This is a genomic window from Gordonia alkanivorans NBRC 16433, assembly GCF_000225505.1.
GTDB lineage: Bacteria > Actinomycetota > Actinomycetes > Mycobacteriales > Mycobacteriaceae > Gordonia > Gordonia alkanivorans.
Genome location: NZ_BACI01000015.1, coordinates 1 through 15,013, shown reverse-complemented (window position 1 = coordinate 15,013; position 15,013 = coordinate 1). Strand labels below are relative to the sequence as shown.

Here is a 15,013-nt window from a genome sequence, read left to right as displayed (position 1 = left end):
CCGCCCGATGAGACGCCGACCTACAAGGCCGGTCAGATGACCGTGCACCGCGAACCGGCGACCCTGACCCGGGTGACCCGGGCGCTGCGCGCCGCGGGCAAGCGAGTGGTCTTGGTCCCGACGATGGGCGCTCTGCACGCCGGCCACCTGCAACTCGTACGGGCGGCGAAGGCCAAGGGCAACACGGTGGTCGTCGTCTCGATCTTCGTCAACCCGCTGCAGTTCGGCGCCAACGAGGACCTCGACGCGTACCCGCGCACCCTCGACGCCGACCTCGCGTTGCTCGAGCCCCTCGGCGTCGAACTCGTCTTCGCGCCGAACGCCGCGTCGATGTACCCCAACGGGCAGCGGACGATGGTGCACCCCGGTGAGGCGGGCGGAATCCTCGACGGCGTCTCGCGCCCGACGCATTTCGCCGGGATGCTGACGGTGGTCCTCAAACTGCTCAACATCGTCGGACCGAATGCCGCCTTCTTCGGCGAGAAGGACTATCAGCAGCTCGTCCTGATCAAGCAGATGGTCACCGACCTCGATCTCGACGTCGAGATCGTCGGCGTCCCGACCGTCCGCGAATCCGACGGGCTGGCGATGTCGTCGCGCAACCGCTACCTGACCCCCGAGCAGCGCGAGCTGGCCACGACGCTGTCGGCAGCGCTGGTCGCCGGCGCCCATTCCGCCGAGGGCGGCCGGGACGCGATCGTCGCGGCGGCGCGGGCCGTGCTCGACACCGTGCCCGAGATCGACGTCGAATACCTTGCTCTTCGCGGCCGTCAGTTGGAGGAGGCGCCGGAGAAGGGGGCCGCCCGGTTGCTCGTCGCCGCGCGCCTCGGAACGGCGCGTCTCATCGACAACGTCGGCGTGAACGTCGGCGGTCTCGCCGCACTCGAAGAAGAAATCGCCTGGAACAACGCCGCCACCACCACGACAGAGGGACGATGACCATGCTGCGCACCATGATGACCTCGAAGATCCACCGCGCCACCGTGACCCAGGCGGATCTGCACTACGTCGGCTCGGTGACGATCGACCAGGATCTGCTCGACGCCGCGGGACTGCTCGAGGGTGAACAGGTCACGATCGTCGACATCGACAACGGTGCCCGTCTCGTCACCTACGCGATCGCCGGTGAACGCGGCAGCGGTGTCATCGGGATCAACGGCGCCGCCGCACATCTCGTGCACCCCGGCGACCTCGTCATCATCATCGCCTACGGCATGCTGAACGAGGCCGAGCTCGAGGAGTATGCGCCGAACGTCGTCTTCGTCGACGACCACAACCGCATCCTCGAATCCGGCGACGACCCGGCACACGCACCCGAGGGCTCGGGTCTCCTCGACCCGCGGCAGCTCGACGGCCCGGTCTTCGCCGACGCGACGGTCTGACGCCGGCGAACGACACGGAGCCCATCGATGCTGCTCACCGTCGACGTCGGCAACACCAACATCCACCTCGGCGCGTATGCCGGGACCGGGGATCACGCACGGCTGGTGCGTGATTGGCGCATCCACACCGACCCGCACTACACCGCCGACGAACTCGCCTGGGTCTTCCGCGGCATGCTCGGCTCGGACATCGAGCAGGTCACCGGCGTCAGTGCCCTGTCGACGGTGCCGTCGTTGCTGCGGGAGTTGCGGGTCATGCTGCCCCGCTACTTCGGCGACGGCCCGCACGTCCTGCTCGAGCCCGGCGTGCGTACCGGGGTGCCGCTGCTCGTGGACAACCCGAAAGAGGTGGGCACCGACCGCGTCTCCAATTGCCTTGCCGCACATCACGAATACGGCGGACCCTGCATCGTGGTGGCCTTCGGCACCGCGACCGTCGTCGACGCCGTGTCGGCGAAGGGCGAGTTCCTCGGCGGCGCCATCGCGCCGGGCGTGAACCTGGCGGTCGAGGCCCTGTCGGAGCACACCGTGACCGTGCGAAAGGTCGAGTTGATGCCGCCGCGCAGCGTGCTCGGCAAGAACACGGTCGAGGCCCTGCAGTCGGGCATCCTGTACGGCTTCGCCGGCCAGGTCGACGCCCTCGTCGACCGCGTCTGCGACACCGTGCCGGGCTTCGACGGCGACGACGTCACCGTGGTCGCCACCGGATACCTCGCCCCGCTCATGTACGACGAATGCCGGTCCCTCACCGACCACCACCCGCACCTCACCCTCGAAGGGCTGCGACTGGTGCACGAACGGTCCAAGGCCAGTCCGCGGCGGGGCAAGTAGGACTCGCCTCACCGTCGGCTCCGCAGCGCCCCTTCGGTGTACGCCGCGATCCGGTCGGTGAGCTCGTGCTTGTCGAGACCGGTGCCGGCCAGTTGGTGGATCTGTGCGTCGAGCGCGGGGAACGTGAGGCGTAGGTCGGCCTGCGCGTCGTCGGGTGTCCAACCGTCGGCCACGAGATAGTCGGCCAGTCGGGTGATGAGGCGTTGCGCGAAGGCGGTGTAGAGGTCTCCGACAACGGTGGGGCTCGCCAGTTCGCGCAGCCGGCCGTGTGCCCGTCCATGACTCGAGTTCTCCGCCACCGCAGCCGCGACCACCTCGCGCAGCACGGTCGGCCAGGCTGCCGATTGGACCGGGTGGGCGTCGAGGACCGCGACCATCCGCGCTTCTGCCTCCGCGAGATGGCGGGCGGCGAGCTCGTCGAGGATCGCCTGTTTGTCACCGAAGTACTGATAGATCGAACCGACCGAGACGCCGGCGGTCTCGGCGATCCGATTGGTCGTGAGCGCTGCGCCCTCGGTGTCCAGAAGCTGAGTCGTCGCCTCCAGGATCACCTCGACGGTGAACGAAGATCGTTGCTGTCGTGGTCTTTTGCGCATGTCCGAGGTCTCCGGTGAATGCGAGTTGTGCCGGGTTCGCGGGCGCTCGACGATTGATGGGTGACTTACGGATCGTACCTACGCTTCCTACCCGAACCCTGGCGTTCGGCCGCCGCGGGCATCGATGCCACGTCGTCGTGGTGGCGGTGGCCGGCGAGTGAGACGCGCGCGTCGGGCCCGGTGGACGTCCACATCCTGCGGGCGTCGCGGCCGGCGGCGCCGCTACGGGTGCTCCTGCTTCACGGCGGTGGTGGGCACAGCGCGCTGGTCTGGCCACTGGGTGCCGTGCTCGCGGGGGAGGGGTACGACGTGCTGGCACCAGACCTCCCGCAGTACGGACGGACGCGCGTCGCCGATCCCGGTCGCGTGCGGTACCGGGACTGGATCGATCTGGTCGGTGATCTGATCGCCGCGGAGACCGAGCGCGATCCCCGGCCGATCGTCGTGTTCGGTGCGAGTCTCGGCGGCATGCTCGGCTACGACGTCGCGGCACGGGGTGCGCGGGTCGCCGCGGTTGTGGCCACCTGCTTCCTCGACCTCGCCGGCGATCCGGCGGCGCGTCGAGCAGTCGCCCGCACGCCTGCCCTGGCGCGCTTCATCCCGCTGATACCGGCCACGGCGCGGATCGGGGTGCCGGCTCGGCTGCGGTTCCCGATCAGGTGGGTCGCGCCGATGGCGCGGATCAGTAACGACCCCGCGGTGTCGCAGGCCTGCATCGACGATCCGCGTGGGGCGGGCTCGGTTGTCTCTCTGGGGTTCCTGGCGGACCTGATGACCCACGAGGTTCCCGTGCCGGAGGACTATCGGGGGCCGCGGGTGGTGCTGGTCCATCCGGCGGCCGACACCTGGACGCCGCCGGACATCAGCATCCGGTTCGCACAACGGATCGCAGCGCGAACCGACATCCACCTGCTCACCGGCTGCGGTCACTTCCCGGTCGAGCAACCGGGCGTGGACGAGTTGGCCGGCCATCTGAGGGCGCTCGGCGACGAACTGATCGAACCCGGCAGTACGTCGTCGGGGTCGGCCGAACATGTGCGGTAGCCCGAGCAGGATCGTGGTCGGCGTTCGGCGATCTAGCCTCTTCTCCATGCGGAGGAGAACGTCGTGAAGGTCGCCGTGGTCGGCGCGGGCATCGCCGGTCTGTGTACGGCGGCCGGGCTGTCGTCGTCGGGCGCGGAGGTCATCGTGCTCGAGCGTGCGTCCGAGGTTCGTGGGGGAGGGTCGGGGCTCAGCCTGTTCGGCAACGGGTTCCGAGCGCTCGAATCGCTCGGTCTCCGATCTGTGGTTTCCGGCGCCCGAGGGGTTTCGCCCACCCTGAACGGAACCCGCCGTCCTGATGGGCGATGGCTCACCCGCTTCGACCCGTCGGCCATCGAGCAACTCCGGGTGGTGCGGCGGACCGACCTCCACGAGGCACTCCTCGGCCGGGTCGGATCGGGCGTGGAGATCCGGACCGGAACCGGCGTGCGCGAGGTGCGCGGCGGGACCGTCCAGCTCGACGACGACACCACGATCGATGGCTGCGACGTGATCGTCGGAGCGGACGGTCTGCGGAGTCGGGTGCGTCCCGCCGTCACCCACGACCCGGGCGCGGCCTACAGCGGCTACGTCGCCTGGCGGGCCATCACCGCGCGGCCGGTCGACCTCGACGCGGCGGGCGAGACGATGGGGCACGGGCAACGGTTCGGTATCGCGCCGCTACCGGACGGGCACGTCTACTGGTTCGCCGCGGTCAACTATGACGAGGGTGTCGAAACGGGCGGCATCGACGAAGTGCGAGAACGTTTCTCGGGATGGCACGCGCCGATCGGGGAGATCCTCGAGGTGACCGATCCGGCGGACGTCGGGGTGCTGCCCATCGAGGAACTGGCGCGCCCCCTCCCCACCTTCGTGCGGGGCCGATGCGTGCTCGTCGGCGACGCCGCTCATGCGATGACCCCGAACCTCGGGCAGGGGGCGAACCAGGCGATGGAGGACGCGGCGACCCTCACCGCGCTGCTGGGCAGCGCAGGGATGGATGTCGACGACGCTCTGCGTACCTACGACCGTCTGCGTCGGCGTCGTACCCAACGCATCGCGCGCCAGGCGTCGGCCATCGGGAAGGTCGGGCAGTGGCGGTCGGCACCCGCGGTCCGGCTGCGCGATCTGGCGATGCGGGCCGCTCCCGACGCGGCGCTCAACAGACAGTTGCGGCGTATTCAGGATTGGCAACCGCCCGTGCGGTGATCGTCACCGGAGTCTGGTCCCGGGCGTGGAGCTGTGGCATACTCGTCGCCGTGATCAAGAGCTGTCAGGAGTGTTGTCAGGGCTAGTACCGCATCTGCGGCTGCCCTACTTCGCGCTCCCCGCTCGTTTTCGATCACCTGAGGACTCCCTCTCATGACCGCTTCGGTTGCCACCTCTGTCGTTTCCCGCACCATCTTCGCCGCGACCGCGCCGACCGTCGCCCCGGCACCTGCCGCACCGCTGTCCCTGCAGGTCAGCGACTATGCGAATGCTGTCGCAGAAGGCGCCACGCCGGTGGACGTCCGCTCCCATCGCCGACGCCAGATCGACGGCGCACTGTTCGGCGCGCTCGCCATCGACGCCGTCGAGGTACTCGACCGGCTCACCCCCGGCACCTCCGAGTCGCTGACCGCGGCCCGCGCCGACTCCCGCTGGATTCTCGTCAGCGAGGACGGCCACGAGGCCGAGTGGCTGGCGTGGCACCTGCAGGCGCGGGGCGTCCACGGTGCGGTGTTCGTCGTCGGCGGGCATCGTCGGATGCGCCAGGCCAAGGTCAACGGCCGCATCCATCCGGACGAGCTCGCCATGATCTCCGCGCACGAGAGCTGAACCGCCCCGTCCGTCCCTGTCACCGCTGTCACAGCAGGTGCGGCGAGTTGGGAGTCGGTGACCGGCCCCGATAGTGTGCGTGGGGTGAGTGACAGCCCGACCAGCACCGCCTCCACCGCGGCCGAGACGACCACGGACGCCGACGACCAGACTCCCGAACAGCTGCGAATCCGACGCGAGAAGCGCGAGCGCATCCTGTCCGAGGGTCGCGAGGCGTATCCGGTCTCGATTCCGCGCACCCACTCTCTCGGCGAGATCCGCGCCGCCTACCCCGATCTCGAGGCCGGCACCGAGACCGGTCAGCACGTCGGTGTCTCCGGGCGCGTCATCTTTCTGCGGAACAAGGGCAAGCTGTGCTTCGCAACCCTGCAGGAGGGCGACGGCACGCAGCTCCAGGCGATGATCAGCTTCAACGGCGTCGGCGAGGATGCGCTGGGCCGCTGGAAGTCCGACGTCGACCTCGGCGACATCGTCTTCATCTCCGGTGAGGTGATCAGCTCCCGTACCGGTGAGCTGTCGGTGATGGCCGACGGCTGGCAGATGGCGTCGAAGTCTTTGCGTCCGTTGCCCGTTGCCCACAAGGACATGAACGAGGAGACCCGGGTGCGGCAGCGCTACGTCGACCTCATCATGCGTCCGGAGGCCCGCAGTATCGCCCGCACGCGCGTGTCGGTGGTCGCCGAACTCCGTGCGGCACTGGATCGTCGGGGCTTCCTCGAGGTCGAGACCCCGATGCTGCAGACACTGCACGGCGGTGCCGCGGCGCGTCCGTTCGTGACGCACTCCAACGCCTTCGACATGGATCTGTTCCTGCGTATAGCGCCGGAGCTGTTCCTCAAGCGGTGCGTCGTCGGCGGCATCGAGCGGGTCTTCGAGATCAACCGCAACTTCCGCAACGAGGGCGCCGACTCCACGCACTCGCCCGAGTTCGCGATGCTCGAGACCTATCAGGCCTACGGCACCTACGACGACTCCGCGAGAATGATCCGCGAACTCGTGCAAGAGGTTTCGCAGGCTGCGCTGGGCACCCAGACCCCGACCATGCCCGACGGTTCGACCTACGACCTCTCCGGCGAGTGGACCTCCCTCGAGATGTACCCGTCGCTGTCGGAGGCGCTCGGCGAGGAGATCGTGCCCGCCGGCAATCCGGGGGAGACCACCGTCGAGCAGCTGCTGGCGATCGCCAAGCGCGTCGGCCTGGAGGTTCCCAAGGACAAGGGGTACGGCCACGGCAAGCTCGTCGAGGAGCTGTGGGAGCACATGGTCGGCGAGAAGCTGAGCGAGCCGGTGTTCATCCGCGACTTCCCGGTCGAGACCTCGCCGCTGGTGCGCTCCCACCGGTCGGTCAAGGGTGTGGTCGAGAAGTGGGACCTCTACGTCCGCGGCTTCGAGCTGGCCACCGGCTACTCCGAGCTCGTCGACCCCGTCATCCAGCGCGAGCGCTTCGTCGACCAGGCCCGCCTGGCCGCCGCCGGCGACGACGAGGCGATGGTCCTCGACGAGGAGTTCCTCGCCGCGATGGAATACGGAATGCCCCCGACCACCGGCACCGGCATGGGCATCGACCGCCTGTTGATGGCCCTCACCGGCCTCGGCATCCGCGAGACCATCCTGTTCCCGCTGGTGAAGCCCCGCACCTAGCCGTTTTATAGCTCGAAACCGCGCTCACCGCGGCTTCGAGCTATCGATCTGCGCACGTTGGCCAGCACCGACGCCGGCTGGCCGGTGATGTCCTGCCAGGTGAACCGCAGCACGGTCCATCCGTTGGCGATGAGGACGTTCTGCCGCGTGCGGTCGTGCTGGAACGACGCCGCGTCGCTGTGGAAGGCGAAGCCGTCGATCTCGACGGCGACCTTCTGGTCGATGAAAGCGATGTCGACCACATAGCCGCACACCTTCGCGTTGGCAGTCCAGCCGGTGATCTCCGCGGACCGGAGCAAGGCGAGCGCCTTCCTCTCGGCCTCGGAGCGGGAGCCGTCCGTGATCGCGGCGACCATCTCGCGAGACCTCCGCGACCCGCGTCGACCGCTGTTGCGGATCTGGGCGTCGACGACGTCGGCCACCTTCGTGTGCTCGCGCAGCAGGGCCGAATCCAGCAGGCGGGAACCGCCGTCGACGGCCGCGTCGAGCACGGTCAGTGCTTTCGTCGTGATCTGGAGTCCGTCGACCTCGGTGAGGTCTTGCGGTGCGACCGTCCGATGCCAGATGCGAACGCCGTCGATGGCGCGTCCGTGGCGTCCCTGCGGCGTGACGACATGGATCTGCTTGGGCGCCTTCGTGGTGAAGCCGTGCCACCAGTAGGCGGATTCGGAACACAACGCCGCTCGTGGCGACGTCGACAACACCGCGATGCGGGCGCGCATGCGGTCGTCGAGGCTGCGGTCTCCGACGTGATAGACGCCGCGCCAGACCCGAACCCACTCGCCCGATTTCACCCGCCGGAACGCGGTGTCGGAGCTGATGGCGCAGGCAGTGACGTCGGCGGACGTGAACACGCCGTCGTGAGCGGCGACCAGCTCGCGGAACTTGTCGAAGTCGGGCACGCAACTTCGACGCGGCAGACCGGCGTCCGGTTCCCTCCCCGCAAGTCATAGCTCGAACCCGCGGTGAGCGCGAGTTCGAGCTATAGAACGGCTAGGTGAGATTCCGCTTGAGGATCTTGCCCGACGCGTTGCGCGGGAACTGGTCGACGAACACCACCGACCGGGGCACCTTGAAGTTCGCGAGATGCTGCTTGGCGAAGGCGATGACCTTCGCCTCGTCGAGGTCGGCGCCGTCGTGGACGGTGAGGTAGGCCCGTCCCACCTCGCCGAGCCGGTCGTCGGGGACGCCGACGACGGCCGATTCGGTGACACCGTCGAGGCGTGCGAGAGTCTGCTCGATCTCGGCGGGGTACACGTTGAAGCCGCCGCAGATGTACATGTCCTTGAGCCGGTCGGTGATCGTGAGGTTGCCGTGCTCGTCGAGGGTGCCGATGTCGCCGGTGTGCAGCCAGCCGTCGGCGTCGATGGTCTCGGCGGTCGCCTGCGGGTCGTCGAGGTACCCGACCATCACGTTCTCGCCGCGTGCGAGGACCTCCCCGACGTCGGAGAGTTTGATCTCCATGCCGGGGAAGGCTCGGCCGCAGGTGTTGGCGACGGTCTCATCGTCGTCGTCGGGGGTACACGTGGAGACGAACCCGCTGGCCTCGGTCAGGCCGTAGGCGGTGATGACGGTGTCGACGCCGAGGTCGTTCTGCAGTCGTTGTACGAGGACGACCGGCACGATCGACGCCCCGGTGATCACGATGCGCAGGCTGGACAGGTCGTGATCGGAGCGCTTCGGGTCGTCGAGGATGGTCTGGAAGATCGTCGGCGCGCCGGGGAAGACCGTCGCGCGTTCGTCGGAGACGAGCTTCATCGCCTCGGTCGGCGAGTACACCGCGAGCGGCAGCATGGTGACGCCGAAGAGCACGCACGGCAGGATGCCCGCCTTGTAGCCGAAGGTGTGGAAATACGGGTTGACCATCAGGTACCGGTCGCCGGGGTGCAGGCCTGCGTTGGAGCCCCACCCGTGCGACCCGTTGAGCGTCTGGCGGTGGGTCGCCAACACTCCCTTGGACTTCCCGGTGGTGCCGGAGGTGAACAGGATGTCGGAGATGTCGTCGGGGGAGACGGCGGCGGCTCGACGATCCGCCTCGGTCAGCGCCTCGTCGGTCTGGCGTCCGAGGAAGTCGTCCCAGTCCACCGCGCCGTCGGGGGTCGACGACCCGCCCGACAGAGGCACCCGGATCACCAGATCCGGCAGCTTGCCGCGATGGTCGCGCAGGAGTTCGGCCGCGTGGTCGGCACCCAGGAACTCACCGGACACGACGAGCCCGCGCGCGGCGGAGCGCTCGACGATCTCGACGGCCTCGCCCGCGGTGTAGCGGGTGTTGAGGGGGACCAGCGTCGCGCCGGCGTAGTGGACGCCGAGGGCCGCGATCGGCCAGTGGAAGCTGTTCGGCGACCAGATGGCCACCCGGTCGCCCGCCTCGATACCCGAGGCGACCAGCGCCGCGGCGAAGGTGCGCACCGCGTCGTGGAACTGCGCCCACGTGAGTTCGAGCTGCGGATCTGTCGAAGGGAGCCACTGGCCGTCGACGATGGCGATACCGTCAGGCCAGCTGCGCGCTGCGCGCTGCAACGCGGCCGGCGTCGTCGTCACGGAGAGAGTCCCTGCCCGGGAGGTCTGCGCCATGCGGCCCAACCTAGCACTTGCTTGGTGGGTTATGCTAGCGCCATGACCTCGATCAACCTTGCGGATCGTGGTGTCGACCTGGGTGAATGGGCCAAGTCGACACCGAACGCCGCCGACGAGTTCGCCGCCGCGGTGCGGTCCTGGCTCGACGAGAACCTCACGGGCGACTTCGCCCACCTGAAGGGGCGCGGCGGACCGGGCAGCGAGCACGAGTTCTTCGCCGAGCGGCTCGCATGGGACCGGCACCTCGCGAGCGCGGGCTGGACCTGCATCGGCTGGCCCACCGAATACGGCGGCCGCGGTGCGACGCTCGAGCAGCGCATCATCTTCCACCGCGAGTACGCCCGCGCGAACGCGCCCGCCCGCGTGAACCACCTGGGCGAGGAACTCCTCGGCCCGACGCTCATCGAGTACGGCACCGACGAGCAGAAGGAGCGGTTCCTGCCGGGCATCGTCGACGTCACCGAACTGTGGTCGCAGGGCTACTCCGAACCCGGCGCAGGCTCCGACCTCGCGGGCGTCTCGACCTCCGCTCGCCTGGACGACGGCAAGTGGATCATCAACGGGCAGAAGATCTGGACCTCGCTCGCTCACGTGGCGCAGTGGGTGTTCGTGATCGCGCGTACCGAGAAGGGATCGGCGCGGCACGCCGGCCTCAGCTTCCTCCTGGTCCCGCTCGAGCAGCCCGGCGTCACCGTGCGCCCCATCCAACAGCTCACCGGCACATCGGAATTCAACGAGGTCTTCTTCGACGACGCGACGACCGACGCCGATCTGATCGTGGGCGAACCGGGCGACGGCTGGAAGGTCGCCATGGGTCTGCTCCAGTTCGAACGCGGCGTGTCGACGCTGGGCCAGCAGGTCGGTTTCGCCCGCGAGCTGGAGAACCTGACCGAGGTGGCCCGGGCCAGTGGCGCGGTCGCCGATCCCGAACTCGCCTCACGTCTGGCCCGCGCCGACATCGGACTGAAAGTCATGCGGGCACATGCCCAGCGGACGCTCGACGGTGACGTCACCTCGCAAGCAGGTGCGGCGTCGGTGTCGAAGCTGTTGTGGGCCAACTGGCATCGCGACCTCGGCGAACTGGCGATGGACGTCGTCGGTGCGCCGGCGCTGATCGGACCCGACGCCACCGCGGAGGGGCAGCCCAACGACATCGCCGACCCCGAACACGTCGAACTCGACGAATGGCAACGGCTCTACCTGTTCACGCGCGCCGACACCATCTACGGCGGCTCGAACGAGGTGCAGCGCAACATCATCGCCGAGCGGGTGCTCGGCCTTCCCCGAGAGGCACGCTGAATGACCGCAACGGATGCAGGTACCCCATTGATCTCACCGCTCGCCACCCCGCCAGCCGAGATCCCCGGCCACAACCTGTTGCTGGGCAAGAAGGTCGTGGTCACCGCCGCCGCAGGCACCGGCATCGGATTCGCCTCCGCGCGTCGTGCGCTCCTCGAAGGCGCCGACGTCCTCATCAGCGACTGGCACGAACGCCGCCTCGGTGAGGCCGCCGAGAAGCTCGCGGCCGAATTCCCCGAACGCACGATCGCCCAGCGCACCTGCAACGTCCAGGTCACCGCCGAGGTCGACGCCCTGATCGCCGACGCCGCAACCGAACTCGGCCGCATCGACGTCCTGGTCAACAATGCCGGACTGGGCGGGGAGACGCCGGTCGCCGAGATGACCGACGAGGAGTGGGACCGAGTTCTCGACATCACCCTCACCGGCACCTTCCGCGCCACCCGAGCCGCACTCCGCTACTTCGGGTCGGTCGAACACAACGGCGTCATCGTCAACAACGCCTCGGTCCTCGGCTGGCGCGCCCAGCGCGGACAGGCGCACTACGCGGCGGCGAAGGCCGGCGTCATGGCCCTGACCCGGTGCTCGGCCCTCGAAGCCGCCGACATGGGGGTGCGGATCAACGCGATCGCGCCGTCGATCGCCAAACACCCCTTCCTCGCGAAGGTCACCAGCGACGACCTGCTCGACGAACTGGCCTCGAAGGAGGCCTACGGTCGTGCCGCCGAGGTGTGGGAGGTCGCCGCGACCGTCGCCATGCTCGCCAGCGACTACACCACCTACCTCACCGGCGAGGTCATCTCGATCTCCAGCCAGCGAGCCTGAACCGGTTGCCCTCCAGCGCCGCCCACCCCAAGGAGTACCGCCCATGACCACACCGCAGGCCTACATCGTCGACGCCATCCGCACCCCCGTCGGCAAACGCAACGGTTCGCTCGCCAAGGTCCACCCCGCCGACCTCGGCGCACACATCATCTCCGCACTCGTCGAGCGGACCGGGATCGACCCCAACGTCGTCGACGACGTCGTGTTCGGCTGCGTCGACGCCATCGGCCCCCAGGCCGGCAACATCGCCCGCACCGCGTGGCTGGCCGCAGGCCTGCCGCTCGACATCCCCGGCACCACCGTCGATCGACAGTGCGGATCGAGCCAGCAGGCCATCCACTTCGCCGCACAGGGCGTCATGAGCGGCACCCAGGACGTCGTCGTCGCCGGCGGCGTGCAGAACATGAGCGCGATCCCGATCTCCCAGGCCATGATCGCCGGCCAGGAATTCGGATTCACCACGCCCACCGCAGAATCGGCGCGCTGGCGCGAGCGCTTCGGCGACGCCGAGGTCTCCCAGTTCGTCGGCGCAGGCATGATGGCCGAGAAATGGGACATCAGCCGCGAGGACATGGAGCACTGGGCCCTGCAGTCCCACGAGCGTGCCCGCGCGGCCATCGCCGCCGGCCGCTTCGACAACGAGAACGTCGCACTCGGCGACTGCGTCGTCGACGAATGCCCTCGTGAGACCTCGTTGGAGAAGATGGCCGGACTGCAGCCCCTCGCCGAGGGCTCCCGCCTCACCGCGGCCGTCGCCTCGCAGATCTGCGACGGCTCGTCGGCCACCCTCGTGGTCTCCGAACGCGCTCTCAAAGAACACAACCTCACCCCGCGCGCCCGCATCCACCACATGTCCGTCCGTGGTGACGACCCGGTGATGATGCTGTCCGCGCCGATCCCCGCCACCAAGTACGCCCTCGGCAAAGCCGGCCTGTCCATCGACGACATCGACGTCGTCGAGATCAACGAGGCCTTCGCGCCGGTCGTGCTCGCCTGGCTCAAGGAGACCGGCGCCGACCCGGCCAAGGTCAACCCCAACGGCGGTGCCATCGCTCTCGGTCACCCGCTCGGTGCCACCGGTGCCAAACTGTTCGCCACCATGCTCAACGAACTCGAACGCACCGGCGGCCGCTACGGCCTCCAGACGATGTGTGAGGGCGGCGGGACCGCCAACGTCACCATCATCGAACGGCTCAGCTGAGACAGGCGGTCAGCCGCGGGTGTGAGGGCGGCGGGACCGCCAACGTCACCATCATCGAACGGCTCAGCTGACTCCCAGCGCGAACTGACACGTTCCAACCGAAAGGTCGGGACCTCCCCGGACATCCCCTCGGGCGAGGTCTCGACCTTTCGCCGTACCGGTCGTACCCTTCTGGCAACCGACGTGCCCACATGTACTTGTGATCTGGCGCATACTATGGTGTGGGACAAGCGGACGTTTTTGTTTCAAAGTCCACATCGCCGCAAGTCCGACCTGCAGCAAGAACTACCTGAGGGGATCTCGATGACCAAGCCTGCTGAGCACACCAGCACCGGGGCGCCGATCGCGAAGCGCGGCGTCTCGTCCGAAGAGCACACACTGACCGAGTTGGTCGAGATCCAGCGAGCCGCGTTCCTCCGTGACGGCATTCCCGACGCCGACACCCGCATCGACCGCATCACCCGTCTGGCCGCGCTGCTGCTCGACCACTCGGACGAGATCGCCGCCGCGCTCACCGAGGACTACGGTTCACGTCCGCGCGAGCTGTCGCTGGCCGCCGACGTCGCCGGCTGCATGATCGACCTCACGCACCAGCGTCGTGGCGTCAAGGAGTGGATGGGCGAGACCAAGTACGCCAAGGTCCAGGGCCTGCTGGGCTACAAGCAGAGCGTCCGCCACGACCCGCTCGGCGTCGTCGGCATCATGGGCCCCTGGAACTTCCCGCTGCAGCTGACGATCGTCCCCGCCGGATCGGCCTTCGCCGCGGGTAACCGCGTGGTCATGCGCCCGTCGTCGATCACCGCCAAGACCACCGAGGTGCTCGCCAAGTACGCGCCCGACTACTTCTCGATCGAGGAACTGGCCATCGCCACCTCGAAGCACGGTTCGGGCTCGGACTTCGCGAAGCTGAAGGTCGACCACATGTTCTTCACCGGTTCACCCGAGGTCGGTGCCTCGGTGGCCCAGGAAGCCGCCAAGAACCTGATCCCGGTAACCCTGGAGCTGGGCGGCAAGAACCCGGCCGTCGTCGACCTCGACGCAGACATCGACAAGGCCGCGAACATGCTCGCCGACGCCCGCCTGGTCAACGGCGGCCAGGTGTGCCTGTGCCCCGACTACGTCTTCGTCCCGGAGGCCAAGCTCGGCGAGTTCACCGACAAGGTCATCGCCCGCTGGACCGAGCACTTCCCGACGATCTACGACAACGACCAGTACACGGCGACGATCAACCAGAAGAACTTCGACCGCATCGTCGGCCTGATCGACGACGCCGTCGAGCTGGGCGCCGAGAAGCGTCAGGTCATCCCCGGTGGGGAGCCGCTGCCGAACGCCGAGCGTCGCAAGATCCCGCCGACGCTGCTCACCGGCGTCAAGGCCGGCATGAAGATCGAGGAGGACGAGGTCTTCGGTCCGGTGCTGACCGTGTACCCGTACCGCGAGCTGTCCGAGGTCATTAGTCACATCGCGTCGCACCCGCATCCGCTGACCATGTACTGGTGCGGCGATCGCAACGACCGCTTCGAGAAGCTGGCCGACAACACCCGTAGCGGTTCGATCAACGGCAACGACTTCGCCATCCACCTGTTCAGCGGCGACCTGCCGTTCGGTGGCGTCGGACGTTCCGGTATGGGCGGCTACCACGGCAAGACCGGTTTCGAGACCTTCAGCCACGCCCGCGCGGTCGCGTTCTCGACGCTGCCGCTCACCGTCGCCGAGATGATGTCCCCGCCGTTCCTGGCAAAGGACTCGAAGATGACCGATCAGCAGCTCAAGCTGTTCAAGTTCTTCAACTCCCGCGCGATCAAGAAGGTGCGCAAGCG

Annotated in this window: 14 protein-coding genes; 11 read left to right on the top strand and 3 right to left on the bottom strand. The window is 68.3% G+C overall.

Annotated features, from left to right (window positions below):
- Positions 1-36 precede the first annotated feature (36 nt).
- Genes panC through GOALK_RS01555 form a run of 3 tightly spaced genes read left to right on the top strand, consistent with a single transcriptional unit; the run spans position 37 to position 2,213 of the window.
- On the top strand, positions 37-939 hold the full coding sequence (panC, locus tag GOALK_RS01565) for a pantoate--beta-alanine ligase (protein WP_373278700.1): 903 nt from the start codon (positions 37-39) through the stop codon (positions 937-939).
- A gap of 2 nt (positions 940-941) precedes the next feature.
- On the top strand, positions 942-1,382 hold the full coding sequence (gene panD / locus GOALK_RS01560) for an aspartate 1-decarboxylase (protein ID WP_035754598.1): 441 nt from the start codon (positions 942-944) through the stop codon (positions 1,380-1,382).
- A gap of 27 nt (positions 1,383-1,409) precedes the next feature.
- Positions 1,410-2,213 carry a type III pantothenate kinase gene (locus GOALK_RS01555; RefSeq protein WP_006357019.1) on the top strand — a complete coding sequence of 268 codons (804 nt, stop codon included), beginning with the start codon at positions 1,410-1,412 and terminating at the stop codon, positions 2,211-2,213.
- 8 nt (positions 2,214-2,221) lie between these two features.
- On the opposite strand, the gene GOALK_RS01550 is transcribed toward GOALK_RS01555, so the two are convergent.
- On the bottom strand, positions 2,222-2,809 hold the full coding sequence (locus GOALK_RS01550; protein ID WP_040003923.1) for a TetR/AcrR family transcriptional regulator: 588 nt from the start codon (positions 2,807-2,809) through the stop codon (positions 2,222-2,224).
- A 60-nt stretch (positions 2,810-2,869) separates the two neighbouring features.
- Here GOALK_RS01550 and GOALK_RS01545 point away from each other — a divergent pair, with 60 nt between their 5' ends.
- The 4 genes from GOALK_RS01545 to lysS all read left to right on the top strand — a co-directional run bounded on the left by GOALK_RS01545 (position 2,870) and on the right by lysS (position 7,288).
- A complete protein-coding gene (locus GOALK_RS01545) occupies positions 2,870-3,853 on the top strand; it encodes an alpha/beta hydrolase (protein ID WP_040003922.1) in 984 nt (327 codons plus the stop codon).
- Positions 3,854-3,916: 63 nt separating this feature from the next.
- Positions 3,917-5,038 (top strand): FAD-dependent monooxygenase, encoded by a 1,122-nt coding sequence (locus GOALK_RS01540; protein ID WP_006357016.1) that lies wholly within the window; start codon positions 3,917-3,919, stop codon positions 5,036-5,038.
- 153 nt (positions 5,039-5,191) lie between these two features.
- Entirely contained in the window at positions 5,192-5,647 is a 456-nt protein-coding gene (locus tag GOALK_RS01535) for a hypothetical protein (protein ID WP_006357015.1), read from the top strand.
- A gap of 57 nt (positions 5,648-5,704) precedes the next feature.
- The gene (gene lysS, locus GOALK_RS01530) at positions 5,705-7,288 is read left to right on the top strand and encodes a lysine--tRNA ligase (protein WP_006357014.1); all 1,584 of its coding nucleotides are present in this window, start codon (positions 5,705-5,707) and stop codon (positions 7,286-7,288) included.
- 5 nt (positions 7,289-7,293) lie between these two features.
- Here lysS and GOALK_RS01525 read toward each other — a convergent pair whose 3' ends face one another.
- The gene (locus GOALK_RS01525) at positions 7,294-8,190 is read right to left on the bottom strand and encodes a DUF559 domain-containing protein (RefSeq protein WP_006357013.1); all 897 of its coding nucleotides are present in this window, start codon (positions 8,188-8,190) and stop codon (positions 7,294-7,296) included.
- A gap of 91 nt (positions 8,191-8,281) precedes the next feature.
- Positions 8,282-9,865 carry a FadD3 family acyl-CoA ligase gene (locus GOALK_RS01520; protein ID WP_006357012.1) on the bottom strand — a complete coding sequence of 528 codons (1,584 nt, stop codon included), beginning with the start codon at positions 9,863-9,865 and terminating at the stop codon, positions 8,282-8,284.
- A gap of 42 nt (positions 9,866-9,907) precedes the next feature.
- Here GOALK_RS01520 and GOALK_RS01515 point away from each other — a divergent pair, with 42 nt between their 5' ends.
- From GOALK_RS01515 to GOALK_RS01500, 4 genes are all read left to right on the top strand, one after another.
- Positions 9,908-11,167: an acyl-CoA dehydrogenase family protein gene (locus GOALK_RS01515; protein WP_006357011.1), complete on the top strand. Its 1,260-nt coding sequence runs from the start codon at positions 9,908-9,910 to the stop codon at positions 11,165-11,167.
- Entirely contained in the window at positions 11,168-11,992 is an 825-nt protein-coding gene (locus tag GOALK_RS01510; protein ID WP_006357010.1) for an SDR family oxidoreductase, read from the top strand.
- A 43-nt stretch (positions 11,993-12,035) separates the two neighbouring features.
- Entirely contained in the window at positions 12,036-13,193 is a 1,158-nt protein-coding gene (locus tag GOALK_RS01505; RefSeq protein ID WP_006357009.1) for an acetyl-CoA C-acetyltransferase, read from the top strand.
- Between the two features lie 303 nt (positions 13,194-13,496).
- A partial coding sequence (locus GOALK_RS01500) for an aldehyde dehydrogenase family protein (protein ID WP_006357008.1) occupies positions 13,497-15,013 on the top strand: 1,517 nt, incomplete at its 3' end.

Bases quoted from the DNA above. Each gene is read 5' to 3' on its own strand.
- GOALK_RS01520 (WP_006357012.1), bottom strand. From the start codon at position 9,865: ATGGCGCAGACCTCCCGGGCAGGGACTCTCTCCGTGACGACGACGCCG.
- panC (WP_373278700.1), top strand. From the start codon at position 37: ATGACCGTGCACCGCGAACCGGCGACCCTGACCCGGGTGACCCGGGCG.
- GOALK_RS01510 (WP_006357010.1), top strand. From the start codon at position 11,168: ATGACCGCAACGGATGCAGGTACCCCATTGATCTCACCGCTCGCCACC.
- GOALK_RS01505 (WP_006357009.1), top strand. From the start codon at position 12,036: ATGACCACACCGCAGGCCTACATCGTCGACGCCATCCGCACCCCCGTC.
- GOALK_RS01550 (WP_040003923.1), bottom strand. From the start codon at position 2,809: ATGCGCAAAAGACCACGACAGCAACGATCTTCGTTCACCGTCGAGGTG.
- GOALK_RS01555 (WP_006357019.1), top strand. From the start codon at position 1,410: ATGCTGCTCACCGTCGACGTCGGCAACACCAACATCCACCTCGGCGCG.
- panD (WP_035754598.1), top strand. From the start codon at position 942: ATGCTGCGCACCATGATGACCTCGAAGATCCACCGCGCCACCGTGACC.
- GOALK_RS01515 (WP_006357011.1), top strand. From the start codon at position 9,908: ATGACCTCGATCAACCTTGCGGATCGTGGTGTCGACCTGGGTGAATGG.
- GOALK_RS01535 (WP_006357015.1), top strand. From the start codon at position 5,192: ATGACCGCTTCGGTTGCCACCTCTGTCGTTTCCCGCACCATCTTCGCC.